Raw genomic sequence first — 23953 nt, 5'->3', positions numbered from 1 at the left:
CCCCGGCATGGACGTCCTGACAGAGAACTTCGCCGTCTACGGCGAAGGCTTCCTCGGCACCGTGGAGCTCACCGTCTACTCCTCGGTCCTCGCCCTCGTGCTCGGCTTCGTGATGGCCTCCTTCCGCGTCGCGCCCGTCGGCTCCTTCCGGGTCTTCGGCGCGGTCTGGGTCACCGTGCTGCGCAACACCCCGCTCACCCTGCTCTTCTTCGCCGTGATGCTCGGTCTGCCGCGCTTCGGGCTCGTGCTCCCGTTCCAGCTCTTCGCGGTCCTCGCACTGGGCTGCTACACCTCGGCGTTCATCTGCGAGGCGTTGCGCTCCGGCATCAACACCGTGCCGCGCGGCCAGGGCGAGGCCGCCCGCAGCCTCGGGATGACCTTCGGGCAGACCCTCAACGCCGTCGTCCTGCCGCAGGCGTTCCGCTCCGTCATCCCGCCCATCGGCTCCACGCTCATCGCGCTGGCCAAGAACTCCGCGATCGCCGGAGCCTTCAGCGTCAACGAACTCCTCGGCACCTACAAGACGTTGAGCGAGCTCGGCTACAACATCGTCTGGACCTTCGTCTGGATCGCCGTCGGCTACCTGATCATCACCCTCACCATCAGCGCGATCTTCCACGTCCTGGAGAAGCGCTGGGGAGTCGCCCGATGACCGAGTCCACCGCCCTGTACGACATCCCCGGCCCACAGACCCTCAAGCGCCACCGGCTCTACGGCGTCGTCTCCACCGTCGCGATCCTGGCCCTGGCGGGCTGGATCCTCTATCTCCTCTTCGACACCGAGCAGTTCACCGCCACCAAGTGGTCGCCCTTCGCCTACATCGGGATCCAGGAGTTGTTGCTGCGCGGCCTGAGGAACACCCTCACGGCCTTCGCCTACGCCTCGGTGCTCTCGCTCGTCCTCGGCGCGGTCCTCGCCACCGGGCGCCTCTCGGAGCGCGTGGTCTTCCGCTGGGTCTCGACGCTGCTCGTCGAGTTCTTCCGCGCGATGCCCGTACTGGTGATGATCTTCTTCATCTTCGTGGCGCTGAAGGTCCAGCCGCTGCCGGCACTCGTCGCCGGACTGACCCTCTACAACGGCTCGGTGCTCGCCGAGGTGTTCCGCACCGGCGTCGACTCCGTCGACCGCGGCCAGCGGGAGGCGGCGTACGCGCTCGGGATGCGCAAGACCCAGGTCATGACGTACGTCCTCGTGCCGCAGGCGGTCAGGGCGATGCTGCCCACCATCATCAGCCAGTTGGTGGTGGCCCTGAAGGACACCTCGCTCGGCTTCCTCATCACGTACGAGGAGTTCCTGCACGCGGGGAAGCTGATCGCGTCGAACCTCGACTACGATCTGCCCTTCATCCCCGTCGTGATGCTGATCTCGCCGATCTACATCGGGATGTGCATGCTGCTCTCCTGGTTCGCCACCTGGGTGGCCCGGGTGGAGCGCCGCAGTCCCAAAACCAAGGCCGCGGACGTCCGCCCGGCCGAACCAGAGACGCTGCTGCCGGGTGGGGGTGGTCCTCCCACGAGGCCCTAGCGGCCGCGCAGCAGCCGGCATGGAGCCGAACCCGTCCGGCAGCAGCCGGTGATCACTTCTCCCGCAGCGGGACCGACAGGTACGAGGGGTCGGCCGCCGGGGAGGAGAAGGTCAGCTGTGCGCCGGTCGGGTTGTGCTCGATGTAGAGCGGGTCGACGGTGTCGACGACCAGGGCGAGACGGTGGCCCGCCGGCACGTCGTAGGCGGTGGAGAACAGCTCCAGGTCGACGGCGAACGGCTTGCCGGGTGTCTTGTCGTGGAACGTGTACGGGGCATTGCTGACCAGCTTCCCGAGGCCGAGCGGGCCCACGTCGTAGAGGTAGGCGACGAGGGTGCCGCTCTCCTTGGTGGAGGTGACCGTGGTGTGCAGCTCCGCCGTTCCGCGCACCCGCTGGGCCGTGTCGTACCGCTCGGACCGCCAGACGCCGGCGAAGGGGCGGGGGAGGAGCGGGATCGAGGCGACGGGCGGGGTCTTCAGGAACTGGTCCAGGGCGTTGGAGAGCAGCACGATGCCGCCGTTGGCGCCGGAGTCGACGTTCGCCCAGATCTTCTGGGTGCCGGCGAGGGCGATCTTGCGCTCGTCGGCACCCACCGACTTCCAGTCCGGGTAGCCCTCGTAGCCGCCGGTGGACCTGGACTTGAGCTGGACCGGCTGCTCGCGGTCGATGCCGTTGTCGACTCCCTTGAGGTGGTGGTCGAACCAGCGCCGCGTGCTGGTCCAGGTGTCGTTGGGCAGTCCGAACAGACCGGTGGCCTCGGCGGTGGCGTGGTCGCCGGGGCGGAACTCCAGGCGCTTGGGGCCCTGGAGCTTCTCGTAGAAGGAGGCGTACTGGTTGGGCGGGAAGATGGTGTCGCCCCAGGCGTTGCCGAGCATGATCGCGGCGCCGTTGGCGTTGATCCGGTCCAGGTACGTGGCGGCGGAGCGCTTCCGTCCCCAGGCGATCATCTCCTCTTCCTTGGCGAGGTCGGAGGAGAGGAAGTCGCCCAGGATGCGCCGGAGTTCGGGGCCTGGGCGACCGGTGAGGTAGCCGGCGCCGCCGAGCAGGGCCGCGGCCTGGAGGTGCTGGGTACGGCCGCTGTAGATGGACTCGATGAGGTCGGCCCAGCCGCTCAGGGCCGCGACCACCCTGATCCGCTTGTCGTGCGCGGAGGCGAGCAGGCTGATCCCGGCTCCGTAACTCACCCCCGCCATCCCGACCTTCTCCGGGTCGGCCGGGGTGTTGGCGAGGGCCCAGTCGATGACCTTGGAGGCGTCGGCGACGTCCTTCGGTCCGGCGGTCTCGATCTCGCCGCCGGACTGCCAGAAGCCGCGCGAGTTGTAACTGACCACGACATAGCCGGAGTCGGCGAGCTTCGTGGCCTGGGCGAGGTACTCGATCTGCGGCATCGCCCAACTGGTGGGGAGCACGATCACGGGGTAGCGGGTCGAGCCGTCGGCTCCGGCGGGGGTGACGACGTTGGCCTTGAGGATCGTGCCGCCGTCTCCGGCGATGTCGACGAAACGGACGGCGGGACCGGCGGCGGGGGCGGCATGGGCGGCGGGGGCGAGCCCGAGGGCCGTCCCGGCCACCAGGGCGGCCGAGACGGCGAAGACCAGAGGTGTGCGCACGGGTCACTCCTACTCGTGTCACTGGTGGGGACAGTGAAAGTGACCCGACGGTAACCGCAGGGGCTTACCCGAGGTAACTGGTCGGTAAGTTACGCGAGGGTAACGATTGGTGGACGCGAGATCAGCGCAGCGCGCTCTTCGCCTGCCACTCGGACCACGACAGGTTCCACTCGCCGTAGCCGTTGTTCAGGGCCTGCGTGCCCTTGGCGTCCGAGCCGGTGATCTCGAAGGGATCGCCGACCTGCACCAGGTCGTACACACTGCGCGCGTTGGCATCGCTCATGCCGATGCAGCCCGAGCTCTTGTTGGCGTTGCCGAAGTACGCGGCGTTCCAGGGGGCCGCGTGGGCGTACATGCCCGACCAGGTCAGCCGCATCGAGTAGTCGACCATCTTGTCGTAGGCGTCACCGAGGCCGACGGTCTCGGAACGCATGTTGATGGTGCCCTCCTTCGACATCAGCACGGTCTTCCCCCGCCAGGACGCCTTCTCGCCGCCGGGGGTGCCGGCCGACATGGGCACGCTCTTCACCGTCTGCCCGTCGCGCAGGAGCGTCAGGCGGTGGTTGTCGAGATCCACCTTGACCACCTGGTTCCGGCCGATCGAGAAGGTCGTGGTGTAGTCCCGGACGAACCAGCCGCCGGTGCCGGAGTCGGTTCCGCTCAGGTCGGCGTCCAGGGTGACCTTGGTGCCGGCCTTCCAGTACTCCTTCGGCCGCCAGTCGACCCGGTCCTTGCCGGACCAGTCCTGCATCCAGCCCCAGGAGCCCTCGGTGTTGTTCGAGGTCGTGACCTTGAGGTGCTTCTCGACCTCGGCCTTGTTCTTCACCGGGTGGTCGAACACGATCGACAGCGGCTGGGCGATGCCGACCGTGGTGTTCTTCCCCGGGGCGAGCGTCAGCTTGTTGACCTTCTCGGGCGCCGCGGTGGAGAACGCGGCCTTCGCGCTTCCGCCGGCCGTGTCGCGCGCCTCGACCGCGTACGCCGTCCCGGGCGTGGCCTTGCGGGAGGAGGTCCAGCTCTTCCCGTCGGCGGCGACCTTCCCGTCCAGCCGGGCGCCCTTGGAGTCGGTCACGCTCACCTCCGCGAGCCGCTCGCCTTCGGCGAGCGTGACGGTGACCGGCTCGCCGGCCCGGGCCCGGTCCCCGGTCGGGTTCACCACGATCCGCGTCTTCGGCGCGGCCTGCTTGTCGTCACCTCCCGGACCGCCCGCTCCACCCGGTCCACCGGAACACGCACAGAGCCCCAGGGCCAGTGCGGCGGTGACGAGCAGGGCGGGCACGGGTATGCGCTTCACGGGGACGACCTCCGGTGGTGATCTCTTTCGCGGGGTGAGAGTGCCCGCGGCCGGAATCGGTTCCGAAAACATGGACTATTTCGGCGATGTCGGATGTGACATGGCCGACCCCGAGGCCCGGCGGCGCGCCGTCGGCCTGCATGATGGGCCCGGCCCACCCCTCCTCGACCCCACGATCGGTGCCATGTCCTCCTCCATCCACGACCCGGCGGTGCCGGGACTCACCCCGTACCAACTGGGTCTGCGGAACCGTTTCCTGGCCGCCCCTCAGGTCGCCCCGCCCGCACCGTGGCGGTCCGTCTTCGAGGCGTGCGCGCCCGTCGGAGGGCTCGTCGGGATCGGGTTCGGGACGGACCCGGAGAGCGGGGGAGACCTCGTGATGGTCGTCTCGCACAGCGGTCACGGGCTGTTCGACGCGCTCACCGGGGAGCGGATCGCCCGGGACCCGGACCCCGAGCCCGACGGCGACCTCCCCGACGGGCCCGACCTCTCCTGCCCGGGACCCGGGCCGCTCGCGGGGACCAGGGTGCGGATCGCCGGGCTGTACGGAGGAGGGCTGCACACCACCGCCCCCGGCGGATGGCACGTCGAGGTCGTCGCCCCCGACTGGCCGCACGAGCGGGTCCTCCTCTGCGCCCCCGGCGGCCGGCCCCACTCCGGCCCGCACGGCGAGGGGTGGTGGCACGTCTTCCACTCCCGCTGGTCGGAACTGCGCGCCGTCGGCTTCTCGCCCTCCGGGCGGACGCTCGCCGTGGCGACCAGCAGTGACCTGACCCTGTGGAGCCGCGACGACCGGAGGTGACCCGGCCGTGGCGCGCCCCGCGGACCGGCGGTGATCCGACCCCGTGGCGCCGTACGGGCCGCACGGGCCGGTCGTGGCGGCCGGGGACCTGGCATTCCGGCGGTGGCCGCCCCAAGCTGGGGGCGTGGACAGCGACCGCGACGTACCCGACGTCTTCGACCCGCGGATCTACGCCGACGGGATCCCGCACCGCTCCTTCCGTGTCCTTCGCGACCGGTGGCCCGTCGCCCGGCAGGAGGAGTACGAGGTCCTCGGCTGGCCTCCGGGGCCCGGGTTCTGGGCCGTCACGCGCCACGCCGACGTCGTGCGGGTGCTCAAGGACTCCGCGGACTACTCCTCGTACCTCGGCGCCACGCAGATCCGTGACCCGGACCCGGCCGATCTGCCCTTCATCCGCCGGATGATGCTCAATCAGGACCCGCCCGGACACGGCCGCCTGCGCCGGCTCGTCAGCCGGGCGTTCACCCCCGGCCGCGTCGGACGGTTCGCCGTGACCGCGCGGACCCGGGCCCGCGCGCTGCTGGCGGCGGCCGTCGACGCGGGGCCCGAGGTCGACCTCGTGGCGGCCGTGACCGACGACTACGCCCTGCTCAACCTCACCGACCTGCTCGGCGTCCCCGCGAGCGACCGCGGACTGCTGCTCGCCTGGACCGAGCGGGTCATCGCCTACCAGGACCCGGACGAGCCGCCCGTCCTCGACGAGCACGGACGACCCGTCAACCCCCGCTCTCCCGCCATGCTGGCCGAGATGTTCGACTACGCCCGCGAGCTCGCCGCGTACAAGCGCGAACACCCCGCCGACGACGTCATGACCGCGCTCGCCACCTCCGAACTCCTGCCCGCGGAGCTGGAGATGTTCTTCTTCCTGCTCACGGTCGCCGGCAACGACACCGTCCGCAGCGCCGCGCCCGGCGGACTGCTCGCCCTCGCGGAACACCCCGACGAACGCCGACGGCTCTGGAGCGGGGCCGTTCCCACGGACCGCGCCGTCGAGGAACTCCTGCGGTGGCACCCGCCCGTGCTCTCCTTCCGGCGCACCGCAGCCCGTGACACCGAACTCGCCGGCCGCCCCATCGCCGCAGGCGACAAGGTCGTGGTCTTCCACGCCTCCGCCAACCACGACGAGCGCGTCTTCACCGACCCGCACCGCCTCGACCTGGACCGGGCGCCGAACCCGCACGTCTCCTTCGGCGAAGGACCGCACGTCTGTCTCGGCGCCCACTTCGCCCGGCTGCAGCTGCGCGTCCTGCACGAGGAGGTACGGGACGTCCTCGACGACCTCACGCCCACCGGTCCGCCCCGTCGCCTCGTCTCCAACTTCGTCAACGGCGTCAAGTCCCTGCCGGTTCGGGTGCGGGAGCGGTCCGCGCGGCCCGTGTGACATCGGCGACCAGCTCCACCACATCGGGCCCGTACGCGTCGGAGTTGACCACCTTGAGCAGGAGGACGAAGGGGCCGGAGCCGTACTTCCGCGCCAGCTTCTCGTGGTGCCGGGCCAGATGGCGCGCCGCCGCCTGGTTGCTGATCGCGGACTGGCCGCAGAAGAGGAACACCGGCAGGCCGCCCTCGCCGCCGGTGAGCCGGGCGAGGACGACGAACTCCGCCTCCCCCGGGACGCCCCGGTGGACCGCGCCGCCGACCGTGAACATGCCCCGGTCCGCGACCGGGTCCGACTCCACGTTCATCGACAGACCCGGCAGCAGCGAGGCGAGGTGCGCGGCCATGCGGCGGTTGGAGTACGGGCCGCCGACGCAGAACTCGGCGCGGTCCCCGAGGCCCTGCCGCGCCATGTCGTGCTGGACTATCTCCGGCCGCGCACCGCAGTCCTTGATCAGCGCGGAGAGTTCCAGCAGCGCGGACACGTCGACATTGTGGACGGCCCGGTCGCTGCCCGCCTTGCGGTTCACCACGAGCAGACACTCGGAGCCCCCGGACAGGCCGAAGAACGCCTGCTTGCGCCGGAGCTTGCGGCGCCAGATATACGTCCTCGCCAGCCAGCCGAGCGAGGCGCTGATCCCGGTCGCGAGGACTCCCAGGACGACATTGCGCAGGTCTTCATTCATGGGCGCGCATGGTAGCGGGGGTGCGGTCATCGGTTCGAGGCGGTCCTGACGGGACGGGTGGGAGGAAGTTACGCTGCGCGGACGGTCGTTGACTGGAGGTAGGGATGCGTCGTTCCGTGCTGCGGAATGGTTCGGTTCTCGTCGTCGCCGCGACATGGCTCTCGGTGGGCGCCGCCGCTCCTCCGGCGCCGGCGCCGCCCCCGCCCCCGGTGAAGGAACCCGTCGCCGTCGGATACGGCGGAGCGGTCGCCAGTGTGGACGCCGACGCCTCCGCCGCCGGCATCGAGGTGCTCCGCAAGGGCGGCAACGCCGTCGACGCGGCCGTCGCCGTGGCCGCGGCCCTCGGCGTCACCGAGCCGTACTCCGCGGGAATCGGCGGAGGCGGCTACTTCGTCCACTACGACGCCAGGACCCGTACCGTCCACACCATCGACGGCCGTGAGACCGCCCCCGCGTCGGCGGACGCCCGGCTCTTCGTGGAGGACGGCAAGCCCATCCCGTTCGAGGAGGGGATGACCAGCGGCCGGGGCGTCGGCACCCCCGGAACCCCGGCCACCTGGAAGACCGCCCTCGACGCCTGGGGCAGCAAGCCGTTGCGCACGCTCCTCGAACCCGCCGGACGCCTGGCCCGCGACGGGTTCACCGTCGACGCCACGTTCCGTGCGCAGACGGCCGCCAACGAGGCCCGTTTCCGGGACTTCCCGGCCTCCTCCGAGCTCTTCCTGCCCGGCGGGGGGCTTCCCGTCGTGGGCTCCGTCTTCAAGAACCCCGATCTGGCCCGTACGTACGACAAGCTCGGCCGCGAGGGTGTCGGAGCGCTCTACCGGGGCCCGCTGGCCCGGGACATCGTCGACACCGTCCGGAAGCCTCCGGTGCGGGACGGGGCCACCCGGGTGGTCCGCTCCGGCGACCTGACGGAACGTGATCTCGCGACGTACGAGACCGAGCGCCGTCGGCCGACCCGGATCTCCTACCGGGGCCTCGACGTCTACGGCATGGCCCCGTCGTCCTCCGGCGGTACCAGTGTCGGCGAGGCCCTCAACATCCTGGAGCGGACCGACCTCTCCGGCGCCTCGCAGACCGCGTACCTGCACCGCTTCGTCGAGGCGAGCCGGATCGCCTTCGCCGACCGGGGGCGCTGGGTCGGTGACCCGGCCTTCGAGGACGTGCCGACCCGCGAACTGCTCTCGCAGCGGTACGCCGACTCCCGCGCCTGCCTGATCCGTGACGACGCGGTGCTGACCAGCCCGCTCGCACCGGGGGACCCGCGCGATCCGGTGCCGTGCGCGAGCGGCGGCACGGCGGCGCCGACCACGTACGAGGGCGAGAACACCACCCATCTCACCGTCGCCGACAAGTGGGGCGATGTCGTCGCCTACACCCTGACGATCGAGTCGACGGGCGGCAGCGGCATCACCGTTCCGGGCCGCGGATTCCTGCTCAACAACGAGCTGACGGACTTCTCCTTCGCCCCGGCGAACCCGGCCGTCCACGACCCGAACCTGCCCGGACCCGGCAAGCGCCCCCGCTCCTCGATGGCCCCGACGATCGTCCTCGACCGGCACGACCGGCCGGTGCTCGCCCTGGGCTCCCCGGGCGGCGCCACCATCATCACCACCGTGCTCCAGACCCTGACCGGTGTCGTGGACCGGGGCCTGCCGCTCGTCGACGCGATCGCGGCCCCGCGCGCCAGTCAGCGCAACCAGACGACGACGGAGCTGGAGCCGGGGCTGTGGAACAGCCCGCTGAGGGGCGAACTGGAGGCGATCGGCCACGGCTTCCGGCAGAACCCCGAGATCGGGGCGGCCACCGGCGTACAGCGGCTGCCCGACGGCCGCTGGGTGGCGGCGGCGGAGAAGGAGCGCAGGGGCGGCGGCTCGGCGATGGTGGTGCGACCGGCGCGGTAGCGGGGCGGGACCGGCCCGCCCGGTGACTACAGCGCCGTGAGGATCCTCGGGCCGTCGTCGGTGATCGCGACCGTGTGTTCGGCGTGGGCCGCGCGGGAGCCGTCCATGGTGCGGATCGTCCAGCCGTCCCGCGCCGTGTAGTGGTCGTCCCCGCCCCCGCCGATCAGCATCGGCTCGATCGCGATGACCATGCCGTGGCGCAGCGGCATCCCCCGGCCCGGGCGTCCCTCGTTGGGGACGCCCGGGTCCTCGTGCATGGAGCGGCCGATCCCGTGACCGCCGAAGCCGTCCGGGATGCCGTAACCGGCGCCCCGGCAGACCCGGCCGATCGCGTGCGCGATGTCACCGATGCGGTTGCCGACGACGGCCGCGCCGATGCCGGCGTCCAGGGCGGCGTACGCCGTCTCGATCAGCTGGGTGTCGGCGGGCCGGGCCCGGCCGACGGTGAAGCTGATCGCCGAGTCGCCCACCCAGCCTCCGAGGATCGCACCGCAGTCGACGGACACGAGGTCCCCGTCGGCGAGGCGGTGGTCGTCCGGGATGCCGTGCACGATCGCGTCGTTCACCGAGACGCACGCGACCGCGGGGAAGGGCACCGGCGCCCAGTCGGGGTGGTAGTCCAGGAACGGCGAGCCTGCCCCGGCAGCCGCGAGGACCTCCCGGGCCGCCAGGTCCAGCTCCCGCAGGCTCACACCGGGCGCCGCCTTCTTCCGCGCGGCCGCCAGCGCCTCGGCCACCACTCGTCCCGCCTCGCGCATGGCGCGCACCGATTCGTCCGTCTTGATCTCGACCATGCCAATTACTATACCGGTATTACAATGGTGTCCATGGTGCGCACACCCCTGACCCCCGAAGAGCGCGAGCGCGGCGAGCGGCTCGGCGTGCTGCTGCGCGAGGCGCGCGGCGGCCGTTCCATGGTCGAGATCGCCGCGGCCGCGGGACTCTCCGCCGAGACGCTCCGCAAGATCGAGACCGGACGGGCCCCGACCCCCGCCTTCTTCACCGTCGCGGCGCTCGCGGGAGTCCTGGGCCTCTCGATGGACGAGATCGTCACCCGCTGCGCCCTGGTGCCGGTCTGACCCCCGCGCCGGTCCGCGCGCGGAAGTCTGCGTAGGCTCGGCCCCATGTTGTCCGAGGAGCTGCGGCGCGGCCGCTACATCAGTCTCACCACCTTCCGGAAGAACGGCACGGGGGTGGCGACGCCGGTCTGGTACGCCGTGGAGGGCGACGAGCTCTTCGCGTGGACGCGGACCGATTCCTGGAAGGTCAAGCGGCTGAGGAACGACCCCAGGGTCGTGGTCGCCGTCTGCGACCTGCGCGGCAACGTTCCCGAGGATGCCGTGCGGACCGAGGGGACCGCCCGGCTGCTGGAGGGGGAGGAGCTGCGGCGGGTGCGCAGGCTCCTCTCGCGCAAGTACACCTGGCAGTACTGGCTCGTCGACTGGCCCGCCATGATCGCCCGGCTCGGCAAGCGGCCGCACACCGGGATCGCCGTGCGTTTCTGACCCGTTCGCCCGGCAGCCGGGCCCCGCGCGAAAACAGTCCGTAGCCGTGCCGTAACACGACTGGGGTCGAATGGCCCGCGGACCGGAAGCTTCCAGGCGAATGCGCGGGCGGTGCGGGCGGTATGACGGTGTATCAACTCCCGGTGGAAGTCAGTGCGTTCGCGCACCTCCTGCGGGACATGGTGGCCCGGCTGCGGCCTGGCGAGGGCTGGTACGGCGTCTTCGCGGGCCGGGACCCCGAGGGGCTGCGGTCCTGCTTCGACGGTACGGAGATCCTTCCCTGGGACGTCGTCGAGTCCCTCCTCCAGGACCTCGGCGAGGTCGGCGCAGGGCCCGGGACCGCCCGGGCCAGGGCGCTGCACGCGGCGGCCGCCGCCGCCCACGACCGGCTGCCCGGCGGCGAGGAGGCGCTGCGCGAGCGGCTCGCTCTGATGGAGGAGGAACGGCGGTACGCCGAGAGCCGGTCCCGTGACCTCGACGCCCGGCTGCGCGCCGACCCCGTCTGCGCGGACGCGCCGCTGCTCAGCGGCGACCTCGCCTGGGCGCAGGACGACCATGCCCGTGCGACGGCCCGCATCGCCGAACTGACCGGCCGCCTGACCCGGTTGACGGCGGGCGCGGACGGCGGGCGCGGCCCGGCGTGGGCCGCCGCCGGCCCCCCGGTCCGCACGGACCCCGAGCCCCCGCCCGCGGAGCCGCCTGCGCCGTCCGCCCGGAAGGGCGCCGCCGTCAAACGGCGTCCCCGGGGCGCCCGGTACGCGTGGACGGACGAGACGGAGGAGGCGCAGGAGGCGCTGCCCGTCCCCGAACTGCCCATGGCCGGGGCGGCACCGCGCGGCGCCCGGTTCGGCGGGGCCGAGGCACCGCCCGAACGGGCCCCCCGCGCCGTCCCGCCGGAGGTCGCCGAGGGCGCGGCCCGCGCCGCGGGCAACGCGGTCTACGCCCTGCGGCGGCTGCGCTCCCAGGGCCGCGGCGGCGAGGCGCACGCCCTGCTCTGCGAGGCCGCCGCCGGGCCGCCCGCCTGGCTCCCCGCGCTCGCGGCCGAACTCCACCGCGCCGGCCTCGGCGCGGACTGGGCCACCCTGCTCTGGGAGGCGGCCTCGCTGCCGCCCGGCCGGCTCGCGGCCGTCGCGGGCGCGCTCGCCGACGCGGGCCGCGGCCAGGACTGCGACCAGCTGCTGCGCCAGGGCGTCGCCCGCCCCGTGGACGAACTCGCCGGAGCCTGCGCCGCCCTGCGCGCCGAGGGCCACCACCGGGAGGCGCATGCGCTGCTCGCCGCGTTCGTCCGGGTCCGCCCGCCCGAGGACGCCGCCCGGCTCGCCTCCGCCGACCCGCACGCCCTGGTCCCGCAACTCCTCGAAGCCGCCCGCGCGGTGTCCCCGGCCCGTGAACGGGGCCTGGTGCACGCGCTGCGCGTCGCGGGGCTCGCCGGAGGCTGACGTACCGGGGCCGGCGCGGGGAGCCGCCGGGCGGCGCCGGAATCCGCCGAAAGGCGCTCGCCGTCGGCGCGTACCGCGACCGCCGACGCGTACCGACACGTACCGTTGGGGAACGGGACGTGTCGGTGCGTGTCCGACGTGGACCACTCGGGTACGAATCATGATCGACTCCGGCGGTTCCCGGCGGTGGTCTTGCTCCGGGATGGGACGGGGCTTACGTTCTCCTCCTACGCACCGTGTCTACGTGCGTAGAGGCTCTCTGACGCCGTGCCGAAGGAGCAGCTCATGACCGACGTCGTACGCGCCGCACTCGTCCAGGCGACCTGGACCGGCGACACCGAATCCATGATCGCCAAGCACGAGGAGCACGCCCGCGAGGCGGCCCGGCAGGGTGCCAAGGTCATCGGGTTCCAGGAGGTCTTCAACGCCCCCTACTTCTGCCAGGTGCAGGAGCCCGAGCACTACCGCTGGGCCGAGCCCGTCCCCGACGGGCCGACCGTCACGCGGATGAGGGAGCTGGCCCGCGAGACCGGAATGGTGATCGTCGTCCCCGTCTTCGAGGTCGAGGACTCCGGCTTCTACTACAACACCGCCGCCGTCATCGACGCCGACGGCTCCTACCTCGGCAAGTACCGCAAGCACCACATCCCGCAGGTGAGGGGATTCTGGGAGAAGTACTACTTCCGCCCGGGCAACGCCGGCTGGCCGGTCTTCGACACCGCCGTCGGCAAGGTCGGCGTCTACATCTGCTACGACCGCCACTTCCCCGAGGGCTGGCGCCAACTCGGCCTCAACGGAGCGCAGTTGGTGTACAACCCGTCCGCCACCTCGCGCGGCCTGTCCTCCTACCTCTGGCAGCTGGAGCAGCCCGCGGCGGCCGTCGCCAACGAGTACTTCGTCGCGGCCATCAACCGGGTCGGCCAGGAGGAGTACGGCGACAACGACTTCTACGGGACCAGCTACTTCGTCGACCCCCGCGGCCAGTTCGTCGGCGACGTGGCGTCCGACAAGGCCGAGGAACTCGTCGTACGCGACCTGGACTTCCGCGTCATCGAGGAGGTCCGGCAGCAGTGGGCCTTCTACCGCGACCGCCGCCCCGACGCCTACGACGGGCTGGTGCAGCCGTGAACGACCTCTACGACCGCCACCGCGCCGTCATCCCCGACTGGGTCGCCCTCTACTACCGGGACCCCATCGAGATCACCCACGGCGAGGGCCGCCACGTCTGGGACGCCGAGGGGAACAGGTACCTCGACTTCTTCGGCGGCATCCTCACCACCATGACCGCGCACGCCCTGCCCGAGGTCACCAAGGCCGTCACCGAGCAGGCCGGCCGGATCATCCACTCCTCGACGCTCTATCTCAACCGGCCGATGGTCGAACTCGCCGAGCGGATCGCGAACCTCTCCGGCATCCCCGACGCGAGGGTGTTCTTCACCACCTCCGGCACCGAGGCCAACGACACGGCCCTGCTGCTCGCCACCGCGTACCGCCGCTCCAGCCAGATCCTCGCGATGCGCAACAGCTACCACGGCCGCTCCTTCTCCACCGTCGGCATCACCGGCAACCGCGCCTGGTCCCCGACGGGCCTCTCCCCGCTCCAGACCCTGTACGTGCACGGCGGCGTCCGCACCCGCGGGCCCTACGCGCACCACAGCGACGAGCGGTTCGTGGAAGCCTGCGTCGCCGACCTCGAAGACCTCCTCGGCCACACCCGGGACGTCGCCGCGCTCATCGCCGAGCCCATCCAGGGCGTCGGCGGCTTCACCTCCCCGCCCGACGGTCTCTACGCCGCCTTCCGTCGCGTCCTGGACCGGCACGGCATCCTGTGGATCTCCGACGAGGTGCAGACCGGCTGGGGCCGCACGGGCGACCACTTCTGGGGCTGGCAGGCGCACGACCAGGCGGGCCCGCCCGACATCCTCACCTTCGCCAAGGGCATCGGCAACGGCATGTCGGTCGGCGGGGTCGTCGCCCGCGCCGAGATCATGAACTGTCTCGACGCCAACTCGATCTCCACCTTCGGCGGTTCACCGATCACCATGGCCGCCGGCCTCGCCAACCTCGGGTATCTGCTCGAACACGACCTCCAGGGCAACGCCCGCCGCGTCGGCGGCCTGCTGATCGAACGGCTGAGGGCCGCCGTCGCGGGCGTCGGAGCGGTACGGGAGGTGCGCGGCCGCGGGCTGATGATCGGCATCGAGCTGACCCGGCCCGGCACCGACGAGGCCGACCCGGCGGCGGCCACGGCCGTTCTGGAGGCCGCCCGCGAGAACGGACTGCTCATCGGCAAGGGCGGTGGCCACAACACCAGCTCGCTGCGGATCGCCCCGCCGCTCTCGCTCACCGTCGCCGAGGCCGAGGAGGGCGCGGCCATCCTCGAACAGGCCCTCCGAGCCCTCTAGTTCATCCCTACCGAGGGGGACAACCCGTGAGCACCCGCACCCTCATTCGCGGCGGCCTCGTCGTCACCGCCGCCGACGAGATCCACGCCGACGTCCTGATCGAGGACGGCAGGATCGCCGCGCTCGCCGCGCACGGCTCCGACGCGGCCGCCGGCTGGACCGCCGACCGTGTCATCGACGCCACCGACCGCTACGTGATCCCGGGCGGCGTCGACGCCCACACCCACATGGAGCTGCCGTTCGGCGGCACTTTCGCCTCCGACACCTTCGAGACCGGGACCCAGGCCGCAGCCTGGGGCGGCACCACCACCATCGTCGACTTCGCCGTGCAGAGCGTCGGGCAAACGCTGCGCGAGGGACTCGACACCTGGTACGCCAAGGCCGACGGCAAGTGCGCCATCGACTACGGCTTCCACATGATCATGTCCGACGTGAACGAGACGACGCTCAAGGAGATGGACCGGCTCGTCCAGGAAGGCGTCAGCTCGTTCAAGCTGTTCATGGCGTACCCGGGGGTCTTCTACTCGGACGACGGACAGATCCTGCGCGCGATGCAGCGGGCCGCCGACGACGGCGGGCTGATCATGATGCACGCAGAGAACGGCATCGCGATCGACGTCCTGGTCGAACAGGCCCTGGCCCGTGGCGAGACCGACCCCCGCTACCACGGCGAGGTCCGCAAGGTCCTCCTGGAGGCCGAGGCCACCCACCGCGCCATCCAGCTCGCCAGGGTCGCGGGGGCGCCGCTCTACGTCGTCCACGTCTCCGCCGACGAGGCGGTACGGGAGCTGGCGGCGGCCCGGGACATGGGCCTGCCGGTCTTCGGCGAGACCTGCCCCCAGTACCTCTTCCTCTCCACGGACAACCTGGCCGAGCCGGGCTTCGAGGGGGCCAAGTACGTCTGCTCGACGCCGCTGCGGCCGAAGGAGCACCAGGCGGCGCTCTGGCGCGGCCTGCGGACCAACGACCTCCAGGTCGTCTCCACCGACCACTGCCCGTTCTGCTTCACCGGACAGAAGGACCTGGGGCGCGGGGACTTCTCGAAGATCCCCAACGGCCTGCCGGGCGTGGAGAACCGCATGGACCTGCTCCACCAGGCCGTCGTCGACGGGCACATCAGCCGCCGCCGCTGGATCGAGATCGCCTGCGCCACCCCGGCACGGATGTTCGGCCTCTACCCACAGAAGGGGACGATCGCTCCGGGTGCGGACGCCGACGTGGTGATCTACGACCCGCACGCCGTCCAGACGATGTCGGCGGAGACCCACCACATGAACGTCGACTACTCCGCGTACGAGGGGAAGACCGTCACCGGTCAGGTCGAGACCGTGCTGTCCCGCGGCGAACTCGTCATCGACCAGCGGAAGTTCACCGGTCGCGCCGGGCACGGCGCCTTCACCCCGCGATCCACCTGCCAGTACCTGAACTAGGAGAACGACGTGGACTTCGGACTCGTCCTGCAGACCGACCCGCCCGCCTCGGCGGTCGTCGGCCTCATGCGCAGGGCGGAGCGCAACGGCTTCCGCTACGGCTGGACCTTCGACTCCGCCGTGCTCTGGCAGGAGCCCTTCGTCATCTACAGCCGCATCCTGGAACACACCACCAAGCTGCACGTCGGCCCCATGGTCACCAACCCGGGCACCAGGACCTGGGAGGTGACCGCCTCCACCTTCGCCACCCTCAACGAGATGTACGGCAACCGGACCGTCTGCGGCATCGGCCGCGGGGACTCCGCGATGCGCGTCGCCGGCCGCAAGCCCAACACCCTCGCCCGGCTCGGGGAGGCCATCGACGTCATCCGCGACCTCGCCGAGGGCCGCGAGGCCGTCGTGGACGACAACCCGATCCGGATCCCCTGGGTCCGGGACGGGAAACTGCCGGTCTGGATGGCGGCCTACGGCCCCAAGGCACTCGCCCTGGCCGGGCAGAAGGCGGACGGCTTCATCCTCCAGCTCGCCGATCCGTTCCTCACCGAATGGATGGTGAAGGCGGTCCGTCAGGCCGCGACGGACGCCGGCCGCGACCCGGACGCGCTCACCATCTGCGTCGCCGCGCCCGCGTACGTCGGCGACGACCTCGCCCACGCCCGTGAGCAGTGCCGCTGGTTCGGCGGCATGGTCGGCAACCACGTGGCGGACCTGGTCGCCAAGTACGGCGAGCACTCGGGCATGGTCCCGGAGGAACTCACCGCGTACATCAAGAACCGGCACGGCTACGACTACAGCCACCACGGACGCGCCGGCAACCCGTCCACCGACTTCGTCCCCGACGAGATCGTCGACCGCTTCTGCCTCCTCGGCCCGGCCGAGGCGCACATCGAGAAGCTGCGGCGGCTCCGGGACATGGGCGTGGACCAGTTCGCCGTGTACGCCATGCACGACGCGAAGGAGACGACGATCGACACGTACGGCTCGGAGGTCATCCCGGCTCTCGGCTGACGCGGGCGGGGAGGCTTGGGCGGTTCGGGTGACACGCGGGAGGGTGAGGAAGGGCTTTTCCGCCATCGCCCGGCGGGGACGTGCACACTGCTGCAAACCCCGTGCCGTTCCCCTGGAGGTAGATGGTGCTGATCAGCCATGTCGTCGAGGACGGAGTCCTGAAGGTGCGGGTTCTCCGGGACCTGGACATCACCAACCGCGCGGCGGCGGCCCTGCAGATCCAGGCATTGGTGTACGCCCTCCGGCCCTCGCGTCTCACGGTGGAACTCCCCGTCGCCACCCCCTCGGCGGCAACGCTCAGCGCCGTGGCCCGCACGCACCGCATGTGCCAGAGCGTCGGCATCCCCTGCGAGGTGGCCGGGCCGGGCGCGGCCACCACGGGCCCCCTGCCGGCCGCCGCGCCGCAACGTCTCGAGTTCGGCGCGCGCGGACACCGCTGACCCCGCGGGCGCCGGGCGGCGGACGCAAGGCGCCGGGGAGGGCACGAGGCCACTCTCCGGCGCCTGAGGTCCCTGCGCGCAGGCTCACTCCTTGAACCTGTCCTTCATTTTCTCCTTGGCTTCGCGGGCGTGTCCCTTGGCCTGCTCGGCGCGCCCCTTGGCGGTCATCCGCTCGTTGCCCACGGCCTTGCCCGTGGCCTCCTGGGCCTTGCCCTTGGCCTGCTCGACCTTGGCCTTCGCCTTCTGCTCACCTGACACAATGACCACTTCCATGTATCGGGAACTGCGTACTCCTCCGCGTCTGACCCGCACGGCTCTTCGCAAACGTCCCGCGGTACGGCCATTGCCCTCGTACGGACCATAGGGCGGCCGGTGGCTTCGCTGTTATCGTCACGAGATCCGCTGGACCCCCGCGCCCGCAGCACCTCGTGCCCCGCCGAACCCCCCACGCGCCGCACGGCCTCGTTCCGTCCCCGAACGAAGGGTTCCGCCGCTCATGACCGCAACGACGCCCTCCGGAAGACCCGCGACACCCCCGCTCCTCGACGGTCGCGTCGGGCTTCCACCCGGCACGACCCCCTCCGATCCCCGGTTCGTCAACGACGACCTGCTGCCCGTTCCCGTCGAGCGGCGCCGCTGGACCACGTACAACTTCGCCGCCCTCTGGGTCGGCATGGCCCACAACATCCCGTCCTGGCTCCTCGCCTCGGGTCTCGTCACCCTCGGTATGGACTGGAAACAGGCGGTCCTCACCATCGCGTTGGCCAATGTGATCGTCCTGCTGCCGATGCTCCTGACCGGGCACGCGGGACCCAAGTACGGCATCCCCTTCCCCGTTCTCGCCCGGGCGTCCTTCGGGCTGCGCGGGGCGAACCTGCCCGCCCTCATCCGCGCGGGCGTCGCCTGCGCCTGGTTCGGCATCCAGACCTGGATCGGCGGACAGGGGATCTTCATCCTGCTCGACAAGATCTTCGGCGGCTGGTCCGACGCGGCCCGTGTCGGTGGTCAGCCGTGGACGCTGTGGCTCTGCTTCGTCCTGTTCTGGATCCTCGAACTCGCCATCATCTACCGGGGAATGGAGGCGCTGCGCCGCTTCGAGAACTGGGCGGCGCCCTTCGTCATCGTCGGTGCCTTCGTGCTGCTGGCCTGGATCACCGTCAAGGCGGGCGGCTTCGGGCCGTTGCTCGACCAGCCCTCGACGCTGGGCTGGGGAGCGGACTTCTGGCCGGTCTTCTTCCCCGCGCTCATGGGGATGATCGCCTTCTGGTCCACACTGTCGCTGAACATCCCCGACTTCACCCGCTTCGGCGCCGGGCAGCGGGCGCAGATCTGGGGGCAGACCCTCGGACTACCGAAGGGGACCCTAAGACCCATCTAATGTGCCAGCATGGAGTATGCCCGCGCACAACGACCCCTTCGACTACGACCCGTTCACCGGCCGCCGCATCATCCGGTGCTTCGCCTACGCCCGCATGAGCGAAGACCGTGAAGGCGCCGGCCTCGGCTGCGAGCGCCAGCTAGAGGACATCGCGGAACTCGCCATCGCCCTCTCGAACCGCGACGTCGAGTACCGCATCGTCCGCACCTTCCAGGACAACGACCTCAGCGCCTACACCGGCAAGCCGCGCCCGGACTACCTCGACATGCTCACCGCGCTCCGGAACGGCCAAGGAGACTGCGTCCTCGCCTGGCACACCGACCGCCTCCACCGCTCCCCGGCCGAGCTGGAGGAGTACATCGACGTGTGCGAACCCCGCCGCGTCGACACGCGCACCGTCAAAGCGGGCCACCTCGACCTCACCACCGCCACCGGCCGCATGATCGCCCGGCAACTCGGGGTCCAGGCCCGATACGAAGTGGAGCGGATGGTCGAGCGGCAGAAGCGCGCCCGCGTGCAGAAGGTGGGTCGGGGCGAGTACTGCGGCGGCCCCCGCCCGTACGGCTGGGAGAGTGACGGCGTCACCCCCGTCCCCGAGGAGGTCGCTGCCCTCCGCTACGCCACCGAAGCGTTCCTTGCAGGGGCGTCCCTGCGGTCGATCGCCGCGGACATGAACCTGCGCGGCCTGACCACATCGACGGGCGGCCAGTGGGACGGTGAACGGCTCGCGCGGGTCCTGAAGCGGCCCCGGAACGCCGGCCTCGCCGTCCACCAGGGGAAGGAAGTAGGCAAGGCGGTGTGGGAGCCCGCGATCGACGAGGCCACGTGGCGGAGCATGGCCGCGATCCTCAACGACCCGACGCGGACGAACGCGAACTCCACTGCGCGGAAGCACCTCGGTTCCGGGCTGTACCTGTGCGGCCTGTGCGGCGCCACAATGAAGTCCGGCACCAAGGGGAAGGCCCAGGCGCTGGCCCCGATCTACAAGTGCCGGGAGAAGCCGCACGTCAACCGGAACCTGGAGGCCCTCGACGACTGGGTGCAGCTGGCCATCCTGAAGCGCCTCGCCCGCGAGGACGCTGCCGATCTGCTGCAGAGTCGCGAGCCAGCTGCGGATGTTGCCGGGGCTCAGCGGGACATGCAGGCGGCGCGCGCCACCCTGGACGAACTTGCCGCGGCGCTCGGCGCTGGGGAGATGGACATGCGGGAGTGGCGGACTGCATCCGTCGCGGCGAAGGCGCGGCTCAGTGCGGCCGAGGCGATCCTGAACAGCGCCGTGTCCGTCAACCCACTCGTCGGCCTCGTTGGTGCGGACGACGTCGAGGCGGCGTGGAAGGGGCTGGACCTGTCGCGGCAGCGGGCGGTGCTCGACTACCTGATGACGGTCACGGTCCTGCCGGCGCGGCGTGGGCGTATCCCCGGCGGTGGGTACTGGGATCCGGAGGCTGTGCGGATCGACTGGAAGTAGGACGGCGCCCCCGCCGGGTGGGCAGGGGGCGCCGCCTGGCCGCTCCCTGCCGCCTGGGGGGCAGGACTGGGAGGGCCAGCCTGTGGAGGTGGTTACTCCGTTTTCATATCCCGAAACCGCTTGATCACACAATGTAGGGTCTGCCCTACGGCTTTTCGATCTTGGTCAAGTGAGCGTGGAGCACGTGCCACGCTCCACCCCACCACCCGAGTGGGCCCTCGCCCGCCGACGACAGATCGGCGACCAGATCCGCGCCGCTCGCCTCCACGCGAACCTGACTCAAGAGGCAGTGGCCAACGCGATCCCCATGGACCGGGCCACGTACATCCGCATCGAGCAGGGCCAGGCCAGCCCACTTCTCGACTCGCTCATCCTCATCGCCGACGCCATCGGCGTGCCCCTCGCCGAGCTGGTGAAGTAGCCCCGGCCGGGGGACGGGCCGACCGGGGCTGACTGAGGGCTAGCCGCGGGCGTGGACCACGAGCGTACCGATGCTGCGAGGGCCAGGGGGAGCGGGCACCACCTCTGCCGCGGCCTCGGTGAAGCCGTGCTCGGAGAGGATCTCGGTCCATCGGTCGGGCTCGTAGTCCCAGCGCTTCACGACGAGGGGGTCCTCGTTCTCGGACCGGTTGATGTACGAGGCTTGGCAGCCGTAGCAGCCCTCGATCGCCGGCCTGTGAGAGAACGCGAACACGCCTCCGGGACGCAGCCGCTCGCGGACGGCGGGCAGCAGCTTCTCCGGCGCTGTGAACCAGGCCGCGCCGAACACGGAGAAGACGGCATCGAGCTTCTCGTCGGTCTCGTCGAGGTAGGCGACAGCCTCGGCCTGCCGGAGCTCGACACCAGGCAGCGATCCCCAGCGGTCTCGCGCGGCGGCCAGCTGCGCCGGCGCGATGTCCAGGCCGATGGCGCGGTGTCCGAGCGTGGCGAGGTGGGCGAGGTTGCCGCCCTTGCCGCAGCCGAGTTCGAGAATGACCGAGGCGGGGGCCAGGTCGAGGACTTCGGCGCCTGGGCCGTGATCGGGGTACTGGGTCCAGTTGAACCAGGTGGTCTCGCCGGCCGCGTTGGTGGCGCGGCGTTCGGGCTGCTTCTGCTGTGCGTAGGTGTTCCAGGCTGCCGTGTTGACCATGGATTCGCTCTCGCTCCTAGGGCCAGCCGTCCGGCGCGCGCCGGACGGCTGGAGTCTTGCATGTGGCGCGGTGTGGCTACTGCTACTTGGGGCTGTTGTGGCAGCCCTGGTGGCACTGGCTGCACTCGTCTCCGGCGTGCAGCCAGAGGTCCTGATCGACCACGTACCCGGCCGCAGCGATGGCGGCGAGAGTCCGCTCGTGCGCGCCAGCGGGCCCGCCGGGCACGGTCTCGTCCTCGTCGGTCGGGACGTGGTGGATGAACCGGCCGGCGATGCGCTGGCAGAACGTGTCGTAGTCGACGGTGTGGAGGATCCACGTGTGCCAGCCGATGTCGACGAGCGCGCTGGGGACCAGGACCTGCTCGGGCGCGCGGGCGCCGGCGGCGAGGAAAGCGGCGGTCTGGCCGACGATCCGGTGCGCGGTCGGCATGTCGATCTCGGGGTGGTCCTTGGCGATGCGGGTGGCGAGCCGTTCGAGCAGCTCGGGGTCGACGAGCGTGGCCGGGTCGATGGTGCCCACGGGACGCTCCAACGCGATGGTCATCTGCTCTCCTTGTGGGATGTGCCTTCCGCTGCGGCAGGACTGCCGGAACGGTCTTGCCCTGCCCGGGCTGTTGCCACGGGCAGGAGCTCAGAGGGTGGTGCCGATCACGATGGCGGCGAGGGCCGCGAGGCAGACCAGCCAGTACACGGCTTGCCGCTGCCAGTCGCTTACCGCGCATCCGGGGTGAGCGGGGGCATGTCGGGGCGGCCCACAAACGCGCTGCGCTGCTCCGTACGGTGCTGCTGCAGGACGCGAACCATGTCGCGGGTCACGTGGGCGAGATCGCGCATGTAGGACCAGGTCCCGAGCGGGTCCGGGGCGGGGCCCCTCGCCTTGAGGGTCTTCCACTGCCCAAGGGCGCCGACTCCGAGCGCGCCACGGCGGCACGCGGGGATCAGCTCGACGCCGGCGGCCAGGCCCTCGACACGGGTCAGCAGCCGGTCGGTCGCGGACGCGATGGCCACGGCACCGCGGGTGTGCGGGATGTCGAGGGCGGCGGTGGCGTCGCGTGCAGCCTCGGCCTCGGCGGCCTCCTCGACGGCGGTACACGCTGCGTCGAAGGCGTCGGCAACGCTGGGCACAGACTCGGGTGGTCTGTCGTGCTGAACGTGCTCGCGCATGGCCGCTCCCTACCTCGCTAATCAGGGCCTGCGTCCATGGTTGCGAGCGAGGAGGGGCGAAACTCTTTCAGTTCAGCGAGAGTTCTGTGCGGTCACATGCCGACCCAGGCGGCCATGCTGCCGAGTGACTCCGGGGTGCGGCGGGAGAGGTGGACCAGGCCGCGGATGGTCTCTCGGGCGCCGGGGTGGTAGCGGGTCTGTTCTGGGGCGGCGCGGCGGGCGGCGATGAGCGACCCGAGTGCGGCCTCGGCCCGTCCGAGTTCCATCTCGGAGCGGGCCCGGTCGATGAGGAAGTGCGCCCGGCGCGAGGTAGCCATCGACGCGGGGGGTTTGATCTTCTTGGCCTGCTTCAGGGCGTCGTCGTAGTGCCGCATCTCCACGGCCGCCGACATGCGGTGCATGGCCGTGTTCGTCGGACCGAAGGACAGCCAGTGCACATCCCCCGCTTCACCGACCCGCTCCGCGTAACTCGTGGCCTCCGCGAGGTGGGCGTCGAGCCCTGACTCGTCGGCCGCGCGGGCCGCGATCACCGACGCGCCGAGGTGCAGCTGACCCGCGACGGCCAGCACTTCGCGGGACTCCGCAGTCTGGCCGAGCATCCCGTGCCCGGAGCCGATGAGCCGTCGGCCGATGGAGTACTCGCCCTCGCGGAAGTAGACCAGGGCGCGCATGTACTGGCGGACGGCGGCGAGGCAGGGGTCGGAGGCGCGCTGCGCTGCCCAGTCCATGCGGTCCAGGGCCACGCTCGACAGGTCGTAGTAGCCGAGCTTCACCGACACGTCGTGCGCGGTGCGGTACGTCGAGGCCAGGGCTTGCCACAGGGCGGTGGACGGCGCGCGCCAGGCAGATGTGGTCAGCTCGGCGATGACGCCCGGCAGGGCGACCGCAGCGTTGCGGAGATGGGTCGCCCGCACCTGCGCGCACAGGTCGTTCGCGGCGGCGATGAGCCGGTCGGCTGGGCGGACGGTGAGGTCGGGGTCCGGGCCGAGGTCGTAGAGGTCGAGGGCCTCGCGGATGGGGCGGACGAGGTCGGCCAGGCGATCCTGGTGGAGCTGGGTCATGTAGGGCTGTCCCGTCAGGACGGTGACGTCGACCCGGAGAGCGCGTGCAACGGCGGCGGTGAAGTCGGCCGACGCCGGGCGGGCGCCGCATTCGACTTGGGTGAGCCAGCTGTAGGAGTACGGCAGTCGGTCGGCCAACTCGCGTTGGCTCAGACGCGCGAGGCGCCGCTGCTCCTTGATGCGGGTTCCGGTGTGGTCGTCGTCGGGGGAGGGCATACTGGTCTCCGTTCCTGACTCGTCATCTGGAACGGTACCCGCGCACCGGCGCGGGTGTGCCTCCTCCGCCCCTCGACTCCACCCGGAGCGGGGGCGGTTGCATGTGATCGG

At 71.3% G+C, this 23953-nt stretch carries 24 protein-coding genes and 1 pseudogene; 16 read left to right on the top strand and 9 right to left on the bottom strand.

Annotated elements, in window-relative coordinates; genetic code table 11:
• Positions 1 to 7: 7 nt before the first annotated feature.
• Together AB0D99_RS10865 and AB0D99_RS10860 are read left to right on the top strand one after the other, a co-directional pair.
• Complete coding sequence (locus tag AB0D99_RS10865) at positions 8 to 652, top strand: amino acid ABC transporter permease (protein ID WP_362358861.1); 645 nt, start codon at positions 8 to 10, stop codon at positions 650 to 652.
• Positions 649 to 1524 (top strand): amino acid ABC transporter permease, encoded by an 876-nt coding sequence (locus tag AB0D99_RS10860; RefSeq protein WP_362358859.1) that lies wholly within the window; start codon positions 649 to 651, stop codon positions 1522 to 1524. The genes AB0D99_RS10865 and AB0D99_RS10860 overlap by 4 nt, the downstream gene beginning before the upstream one ends.
• 52 nt (positions 1525 to 1576) lie before the next feature.
• On the opposite strand, the gene AB0D99_RS10855 is transcribed toward AB0D99_RS10860, so the two are convergent.
• On the bottom strand, positions 1577 to 3133 hold the full coding sequence (locus AB0D99_RS10855) for a CocE/NonD family hydrolase (RefSeq protein ID WP_362358857.1): 1557 nt from the start codon (positions 3131 to 3133) through the stop codon (positions 1577 to 1579).
• A 121-nt stretch (positions 3134 to 3254) separates the two neighbouring features.
• Positions 3255 to 4427, bottom strand: a complete 1173-nt coding sequence (locus AB0D99_RS10850) for an Ig-like domain-containing protein (RefSeq protein WP_362358855.1) — start codon at positions 4425 to 4427, stop codon at positions 3255 to 3257.
• Positions 4428 to 4611: 184 nt separating this feature from the next.
• Between AB0D99_RS10850 and AB0D99_RS10845 the strand changes: the two genes are divergently transcribed.
• The gene (locus AB0D99_RS10845) at positions 4612 to 5229 is read left to right on the top strand and encodes a hypothetical protein (RefSeq protein WP_362358853.1); all 618 of its coding nucleotides are present in this window, start codon (positions 4612 to 4614) and stop codon (positions 5227 to 5229) included.
• A 124-nt stretch (positions 5230 to 5353) separates the two neighbouring features.
• Entirely contained in the window at positions 5354 to 6610 is a 1257-nt protein-coding gene (locus tag AB0D99_RS10840; protein ID WP_362358851.1) for a cytochrome P450, read from the top strand.
• On the opposite strand, the gene AB0D99_RS10835 is transcribed toward AB0D99_RS10840, so the two are convergent.
• A complete protein-coding gene (locus tag AB0D99_RS10835; RefSeq protein ID WP_362358849.1) occupies positions 6561 to 7292 on the bottom strand; it encodes a hypothetical protein in 732 nt (243 codons plus the stop codon). The two genes, AB0D99_RS10840 and AB0D99_RS10835, sit on opposite strands and share 50 nt — an antisense overlap.
• Before the next feature lie 104 nt (positions 7293 to 7396).
• Here AB0D99_RS10835 and ggt point away from each other — a divergent pair, with 104 nt between their 5' ends.
• The gene (gene ggt, locus AB0D99_RS10830; RefSeq protein WP_362358847.1) at positions 7397 to 9199 is read left to right on the top strand and encodes a gamma-glutamyltransferase; all 1803 of its coding nucleotides are present in this window, start codon (positions 7397 to 7399) and stop codon (positions 9197 to 9199) included.
• 26 nt (positions 9200 to 9225) lie between these two features.
• On the opposite strand, the gene map is transcribed toward ggt, so the two are convergent.
• On the bottom strand, positions 9226 to 9993 hold the full coding sequence (gene map / locus AB0D99_RS10825; protein WP_362358846.1) for a type I methionyl aminopeptidase: 768 nt from the start codon (positions 9991 to 9993) through the stop codon (positions 9226 to 9228).
• Positions 9994 to 10026: 33 nt separating this feature from the next.
• Between map and AB0D99_RS10820 the strand changes: the two genes are divergently transcribed.
• The 8 genes from AB0D99_RS10820 (at position 10027) to AB0D99_RS10785 (ending at position 17426) form a co-directional block, all read left to right on the top strand.
• Positions 10027 to 10278 (top strand): helix-turn-helix transcriptional regulator, encoded by a 252-nt coding sequence (locus tag AB0D99_RS10820; protein ID WP_362358844.1) that lies wholly within the window; start codon positions 10027 to 10029, stop codon positions 10276 to 10278.
• 45 nt (positions 10279 to 10323) lie between these two features.
• On the top strand, positions 10324 to 10704 hold the full coding sequence (locus tag AB0D99_RS10815) for a PPOX class F420-dependent oxidoreductase (protein WP_362358842.1): 381 nt from the start codon (positions 10324 to 10326) through the stop codon (positions 10702 to 10704).
• A gap of 122 nt (positions 10705 to 10826) precedes the next feature.
• Positions 10827 to 12143 carry a UL36 very large tegument protein gene (locus tag AB0D99_RS10810; protein WP_362358840.1) on the top strand — a complete coding sequence of 439 codons (1317 nt, stop codon included), beginning with the start codon at positions 10827 to 10829 and terminating at the stop codon, positions 12141 to 12143.
• 285 nt (positions 12144 to 12428) lie between these two features.
• A complete protein-coding gene (locus tag AB0D99_RS10805; RefSeq protein ID WP_362358838.1) occupies positions 12429 to 13271 on the top strand; it encodes a nitrilase-related carbon-nitrogen hydrolase in 843 nt (280 codons plus the stop codon).
• Positions 13268 to 14548 (top strand): aspartate aminotransferase family protein, encoded by a 1281-nt coding sequence (locus AB0D99_RS10800; protein WP_362358836.1) that lies wholly within the window; start codon positions 13268 to 13270, stop codon positions 14546 to 14548. The genes AB0D99_RS10805 and AB0D99_RS10800 overlap by 4 nt, the downstream gene beginning before the upstream one ends.
• 26 nt (positions 14549 to 14574) lie before the next feature.
• Positions 14575 to 15978, top strand: a complete 1404-nt coding sequence (gene hydA, locus AB0D99_RS10795; RefSeq protein ID WP_362358834.1) for a dihydropyrimidinase — start codon at positions 14575 to 14577, stop codon at positions 15976 to 15978.
• A gap of 9 nt (positions 15979 to 15987) precedes the next feature.
• Positions 15988 to 16986: a TIGR03842 family LLM class F420-dependent oxidoreductase gene (locus tag AB0D99_RS10790; protein WP_362358832.1), complete on the top strand. Its 999-nt coding sequence runs from the start codon at positions 15988 to 15990 to the stop codon at positions 16984 to 16986.
• 122 nt (positions 16987 to 17108) lie between these two features.
• Positions 17109 to 17426, top strand: coding sequence for a hypothetical protein (locus tag AB0D99_RS10785; RefSeq protein WP_362358830.1), 318 nt, complete (start codon positions 17109 to 17111; stop codon positions 17424 to 17426).
• Between the two features lie 84 nt (positions 17427 to 17510).
• On the opposite strand, the gene AB0D99_RS10780 is transcribed toward AB0D99_RS10785, so the two are convergent.
• Positions 17511 to 17684 carry a CsbD family protein gene (locus tag AB0D99_RS10780; protein WP_362358828.1) on the bottom strand — a complete coding sequence of 58 codons (174 nt, stop codon included), beginning with the start codon at positions 17682 to 17684 and terminating at the stop codon, positions 17511 to 17513.
• Positions 17685 to 17922: 238 nt separating this feature from the next.
• On the opposite strand from AB0D99_RS10780, the pseudogene AB0D99_RS10775 reads away from it, so the two are divergent.
• From AB0D99_RS10775 to AB0D99_RS10765, 3 genes and pseudogenes are all read left to right on the top strand, one after another.
• A pseudogene (locus tag AB0D99_RS10775) lies at positions 17923 to 18780 on the top strand (cytosine permease); the annotation flags it as partial.
• A 40-nt stretch (positions 18781 to 18820) separates the two neighbouring features.
• Positions 18821 to 20272, top strand: a complete 1452-nt coding sequence (locus tag AB0D99_RS10770) for a recombinase family protein (RefSeq protein WP_362358826.1) — start codon at positions 18821 to 18823, stop codon at positions 20270 to 20272.
• 169 nt (positions 20273 to 20441) lie between these two features.
• Positions 20442 to 20693: a helix-turn-helix transcriptional regulator gene (locus AB0D99_RS10765; RefSeq protein ID WP_362358824.1), complete on the top strand. Its 252-nt coding sequence runs from the start codon at positions 20442 to 20444 to the stop codon at positions 20691 to 20693.
• A gap of 39 nt (positions 20694 to 20732) precedes the next feature.
• Here the strand turns inward: AB0D99_RS10765 and AB0D99_RS10760 are convergent, their stop codons facing one another.
• The 4 genes from AB0D99_RS10760 to AB0D99_RS10745 all read right to left on the bottom strand — a co-directional run bounded on the left by AB0D99_RS10760 (position 20733) and on the right by AB0D99_RS10745 (position 23842).
• Positions 20733 to 21401 (bottom strand): class I SAM-dependent methyltransferase, encoded by a 669-nt coding sequence (locus AB0D99_RS10760; protein WP_362358822.1) that lies wholly within the window; start codon positions 21399 to 21401, stop codon positions 20733 to 20735.
• A gap of 82 nt (positions 21402 to 21483) precedes the next feature.
• Positions 21484 to 21945 (bottom strand): hypothetical protein, encoded by a 462-nt coding sequence (locus AB0D99_RS10755; RefSeq protein ID WP_362358820.1) that lies wholly within the window; start codon positions 21943 to 21945, stop codon positions 21484 to 21486.
• 167 nt (positions 21946 to 22112) lie between these two features.
• Positions 22113 to 22565, bottom strand: coding sequence for a hypothetical protein (locus AB0D99_RS10750; RefSeq protein WP_362358818.1), 453 nt, complete (start codon positions 22563 to 22565; stop codon positions 22113 to 22115).
• Positions 22566 to 22657: 92 nt separating this feature from the next.
• Positions 22658 to 23842, bottom strand: a complete 1185-nt coding sequence (locus AB0D99_RS10745; RefSeq protein WP_362358816.1) for a helix-turn-helix transcriptional regulator — start codon at positions 23840 to 23842, stop codon at positions 22658 to 22660.
• Positions 23843 to 23953 lie beyond the last annotated feature (111 nt).

Source organism: Streptomyces sp. NPDC047971, from assembly GCF_040653355.1.
In the GTDB taxonomy this organism is placed as follows: Bacteria; Actinomycetota; Actinomycetes; order Streptomycetales; family Streptomycetaceae; genus Streptomyces.
The sequence above is the reverse complement of the archived record's forward strand: the minus strand, read 5'-3'. Positions and strand labels throughout refer to the sequence as shown.

Excerpts from the sequence above, each read along its gene's own strand:
- AB0D99_RS10865 (WP_362358861.1), top strand. The coding sequence starts at position 8 with ATGGACGTCCTGACAGAGAACTTCGCCGTCTACGGCGAAGGCTTCCTC.
- AB0D99_RS10860 (WP_362358859.1), top strand. The coding sequence starts at position 649 with ATGACCGAGTCCACCGCCCTGTACGACATCCCCGGCCCACAGACCCTC.
- AB0D99_RS10845 (WP_362358853.1), top strand. The coding sequence starts at position 4,612 with ATGTCCTCCTCCATCCACGACCCGGCGGTGCCGGGACTCACCCCGTAC.
- AB0D99_RS10835 (WP_362358849.1), bottom strand. The coding sequence starts at position 7,292 with ATGAATGAAGACCTGCGCAATGTCGTCCTGGGAGTCCTCGCGACCGGG.
- ggt (WP_362358847.1), top strand. The coding sequence starts at position 7,397 with ATGCGTCGTTCCGTGCTGCGGAATGGTTCGGTTCTCGTCGTCGCCGCG.
- map (WP_362358846.1), bottom strand. The coding sequence starts at position 9,993 with ATGGTCGAGATCAAGACGGACGAATCGGTGCGCGCCATGCGCGAGGCG.
- AB0D99_RS10820 (WP_362358844.1), top strand. The coding sequence starts at position 10,027 with ATGGTGCGCACACCCCTGACCCCCGAAGAGCGCGAGCGCGGCGAGCGG.
- AB0D99_RS10815 (WP_362358842.1), top strand. The coding sequence starts at position 10,324 with ATGTTGTCCGAGGAGCTGCGGCGCGGCCGCTACATCAGTCTCACCACC.
- AB0D99_RS10810 (WP_362358840.1), top strand. The coding sequence starts at position 10,827 with ATGACGGTGTATCAACTCCCGGTGGAAGTCAGTGCGTTCGCGCACCTC.
- AB0D99_RS10805 (WP_362358838.1), top strand. The coding sequence starts at position 12,429 with ATGACCGACGTCGTACGCGCCGCACTCGTCCAGGCGACCTGGACCGGC.
- AB0D99_RS10785 (WP_362358830.1), top strand. The coding sequence starts at position 17,109 with ATGGTGCTGATCAGCCATGTCGTCGAGGACGGAGTCCTGAAGGTGCGG.
- AB0D99_RS10770 (WP_362358826.1), top strand. The coding sequence starts at position 18,821 with ATGCCCGCGCACAACGACCCCTTCGACTACGACCCGTTCACCGGCCGC.
- AB0D99_RS10760 (WP_362358822.1), bottom strand. The coding sequence starts at position 21,401 with ATGGTCAACACGGCAGCCTGGAACACCTACGCACAGCAGAAGCAGCCC.
- AB0D99_RS10755 (WP_362358820.1), bottom strand. The coding sequence starts at position 21,945 with ATGACCATCGCGTTGGAGCGTCCCGTGGGCACCATCGACCCGGCCACG.
- AB0D99_RS10750 (WP_362358818.1), bottom strand. The coding sequence starts at position 22,565 with ATGCGCGAGCACGTTCAGCACGACAGACCACCCGAGTCTGTGCCCAGC.
- AB0D99_RS10745 (WP_362358816.1), bottom strand. The coding sequence starts at position 23,842 with ATGCCCTCCCCCGACGACGACCACACCGGAACCCGCATCAAGGAGCAG.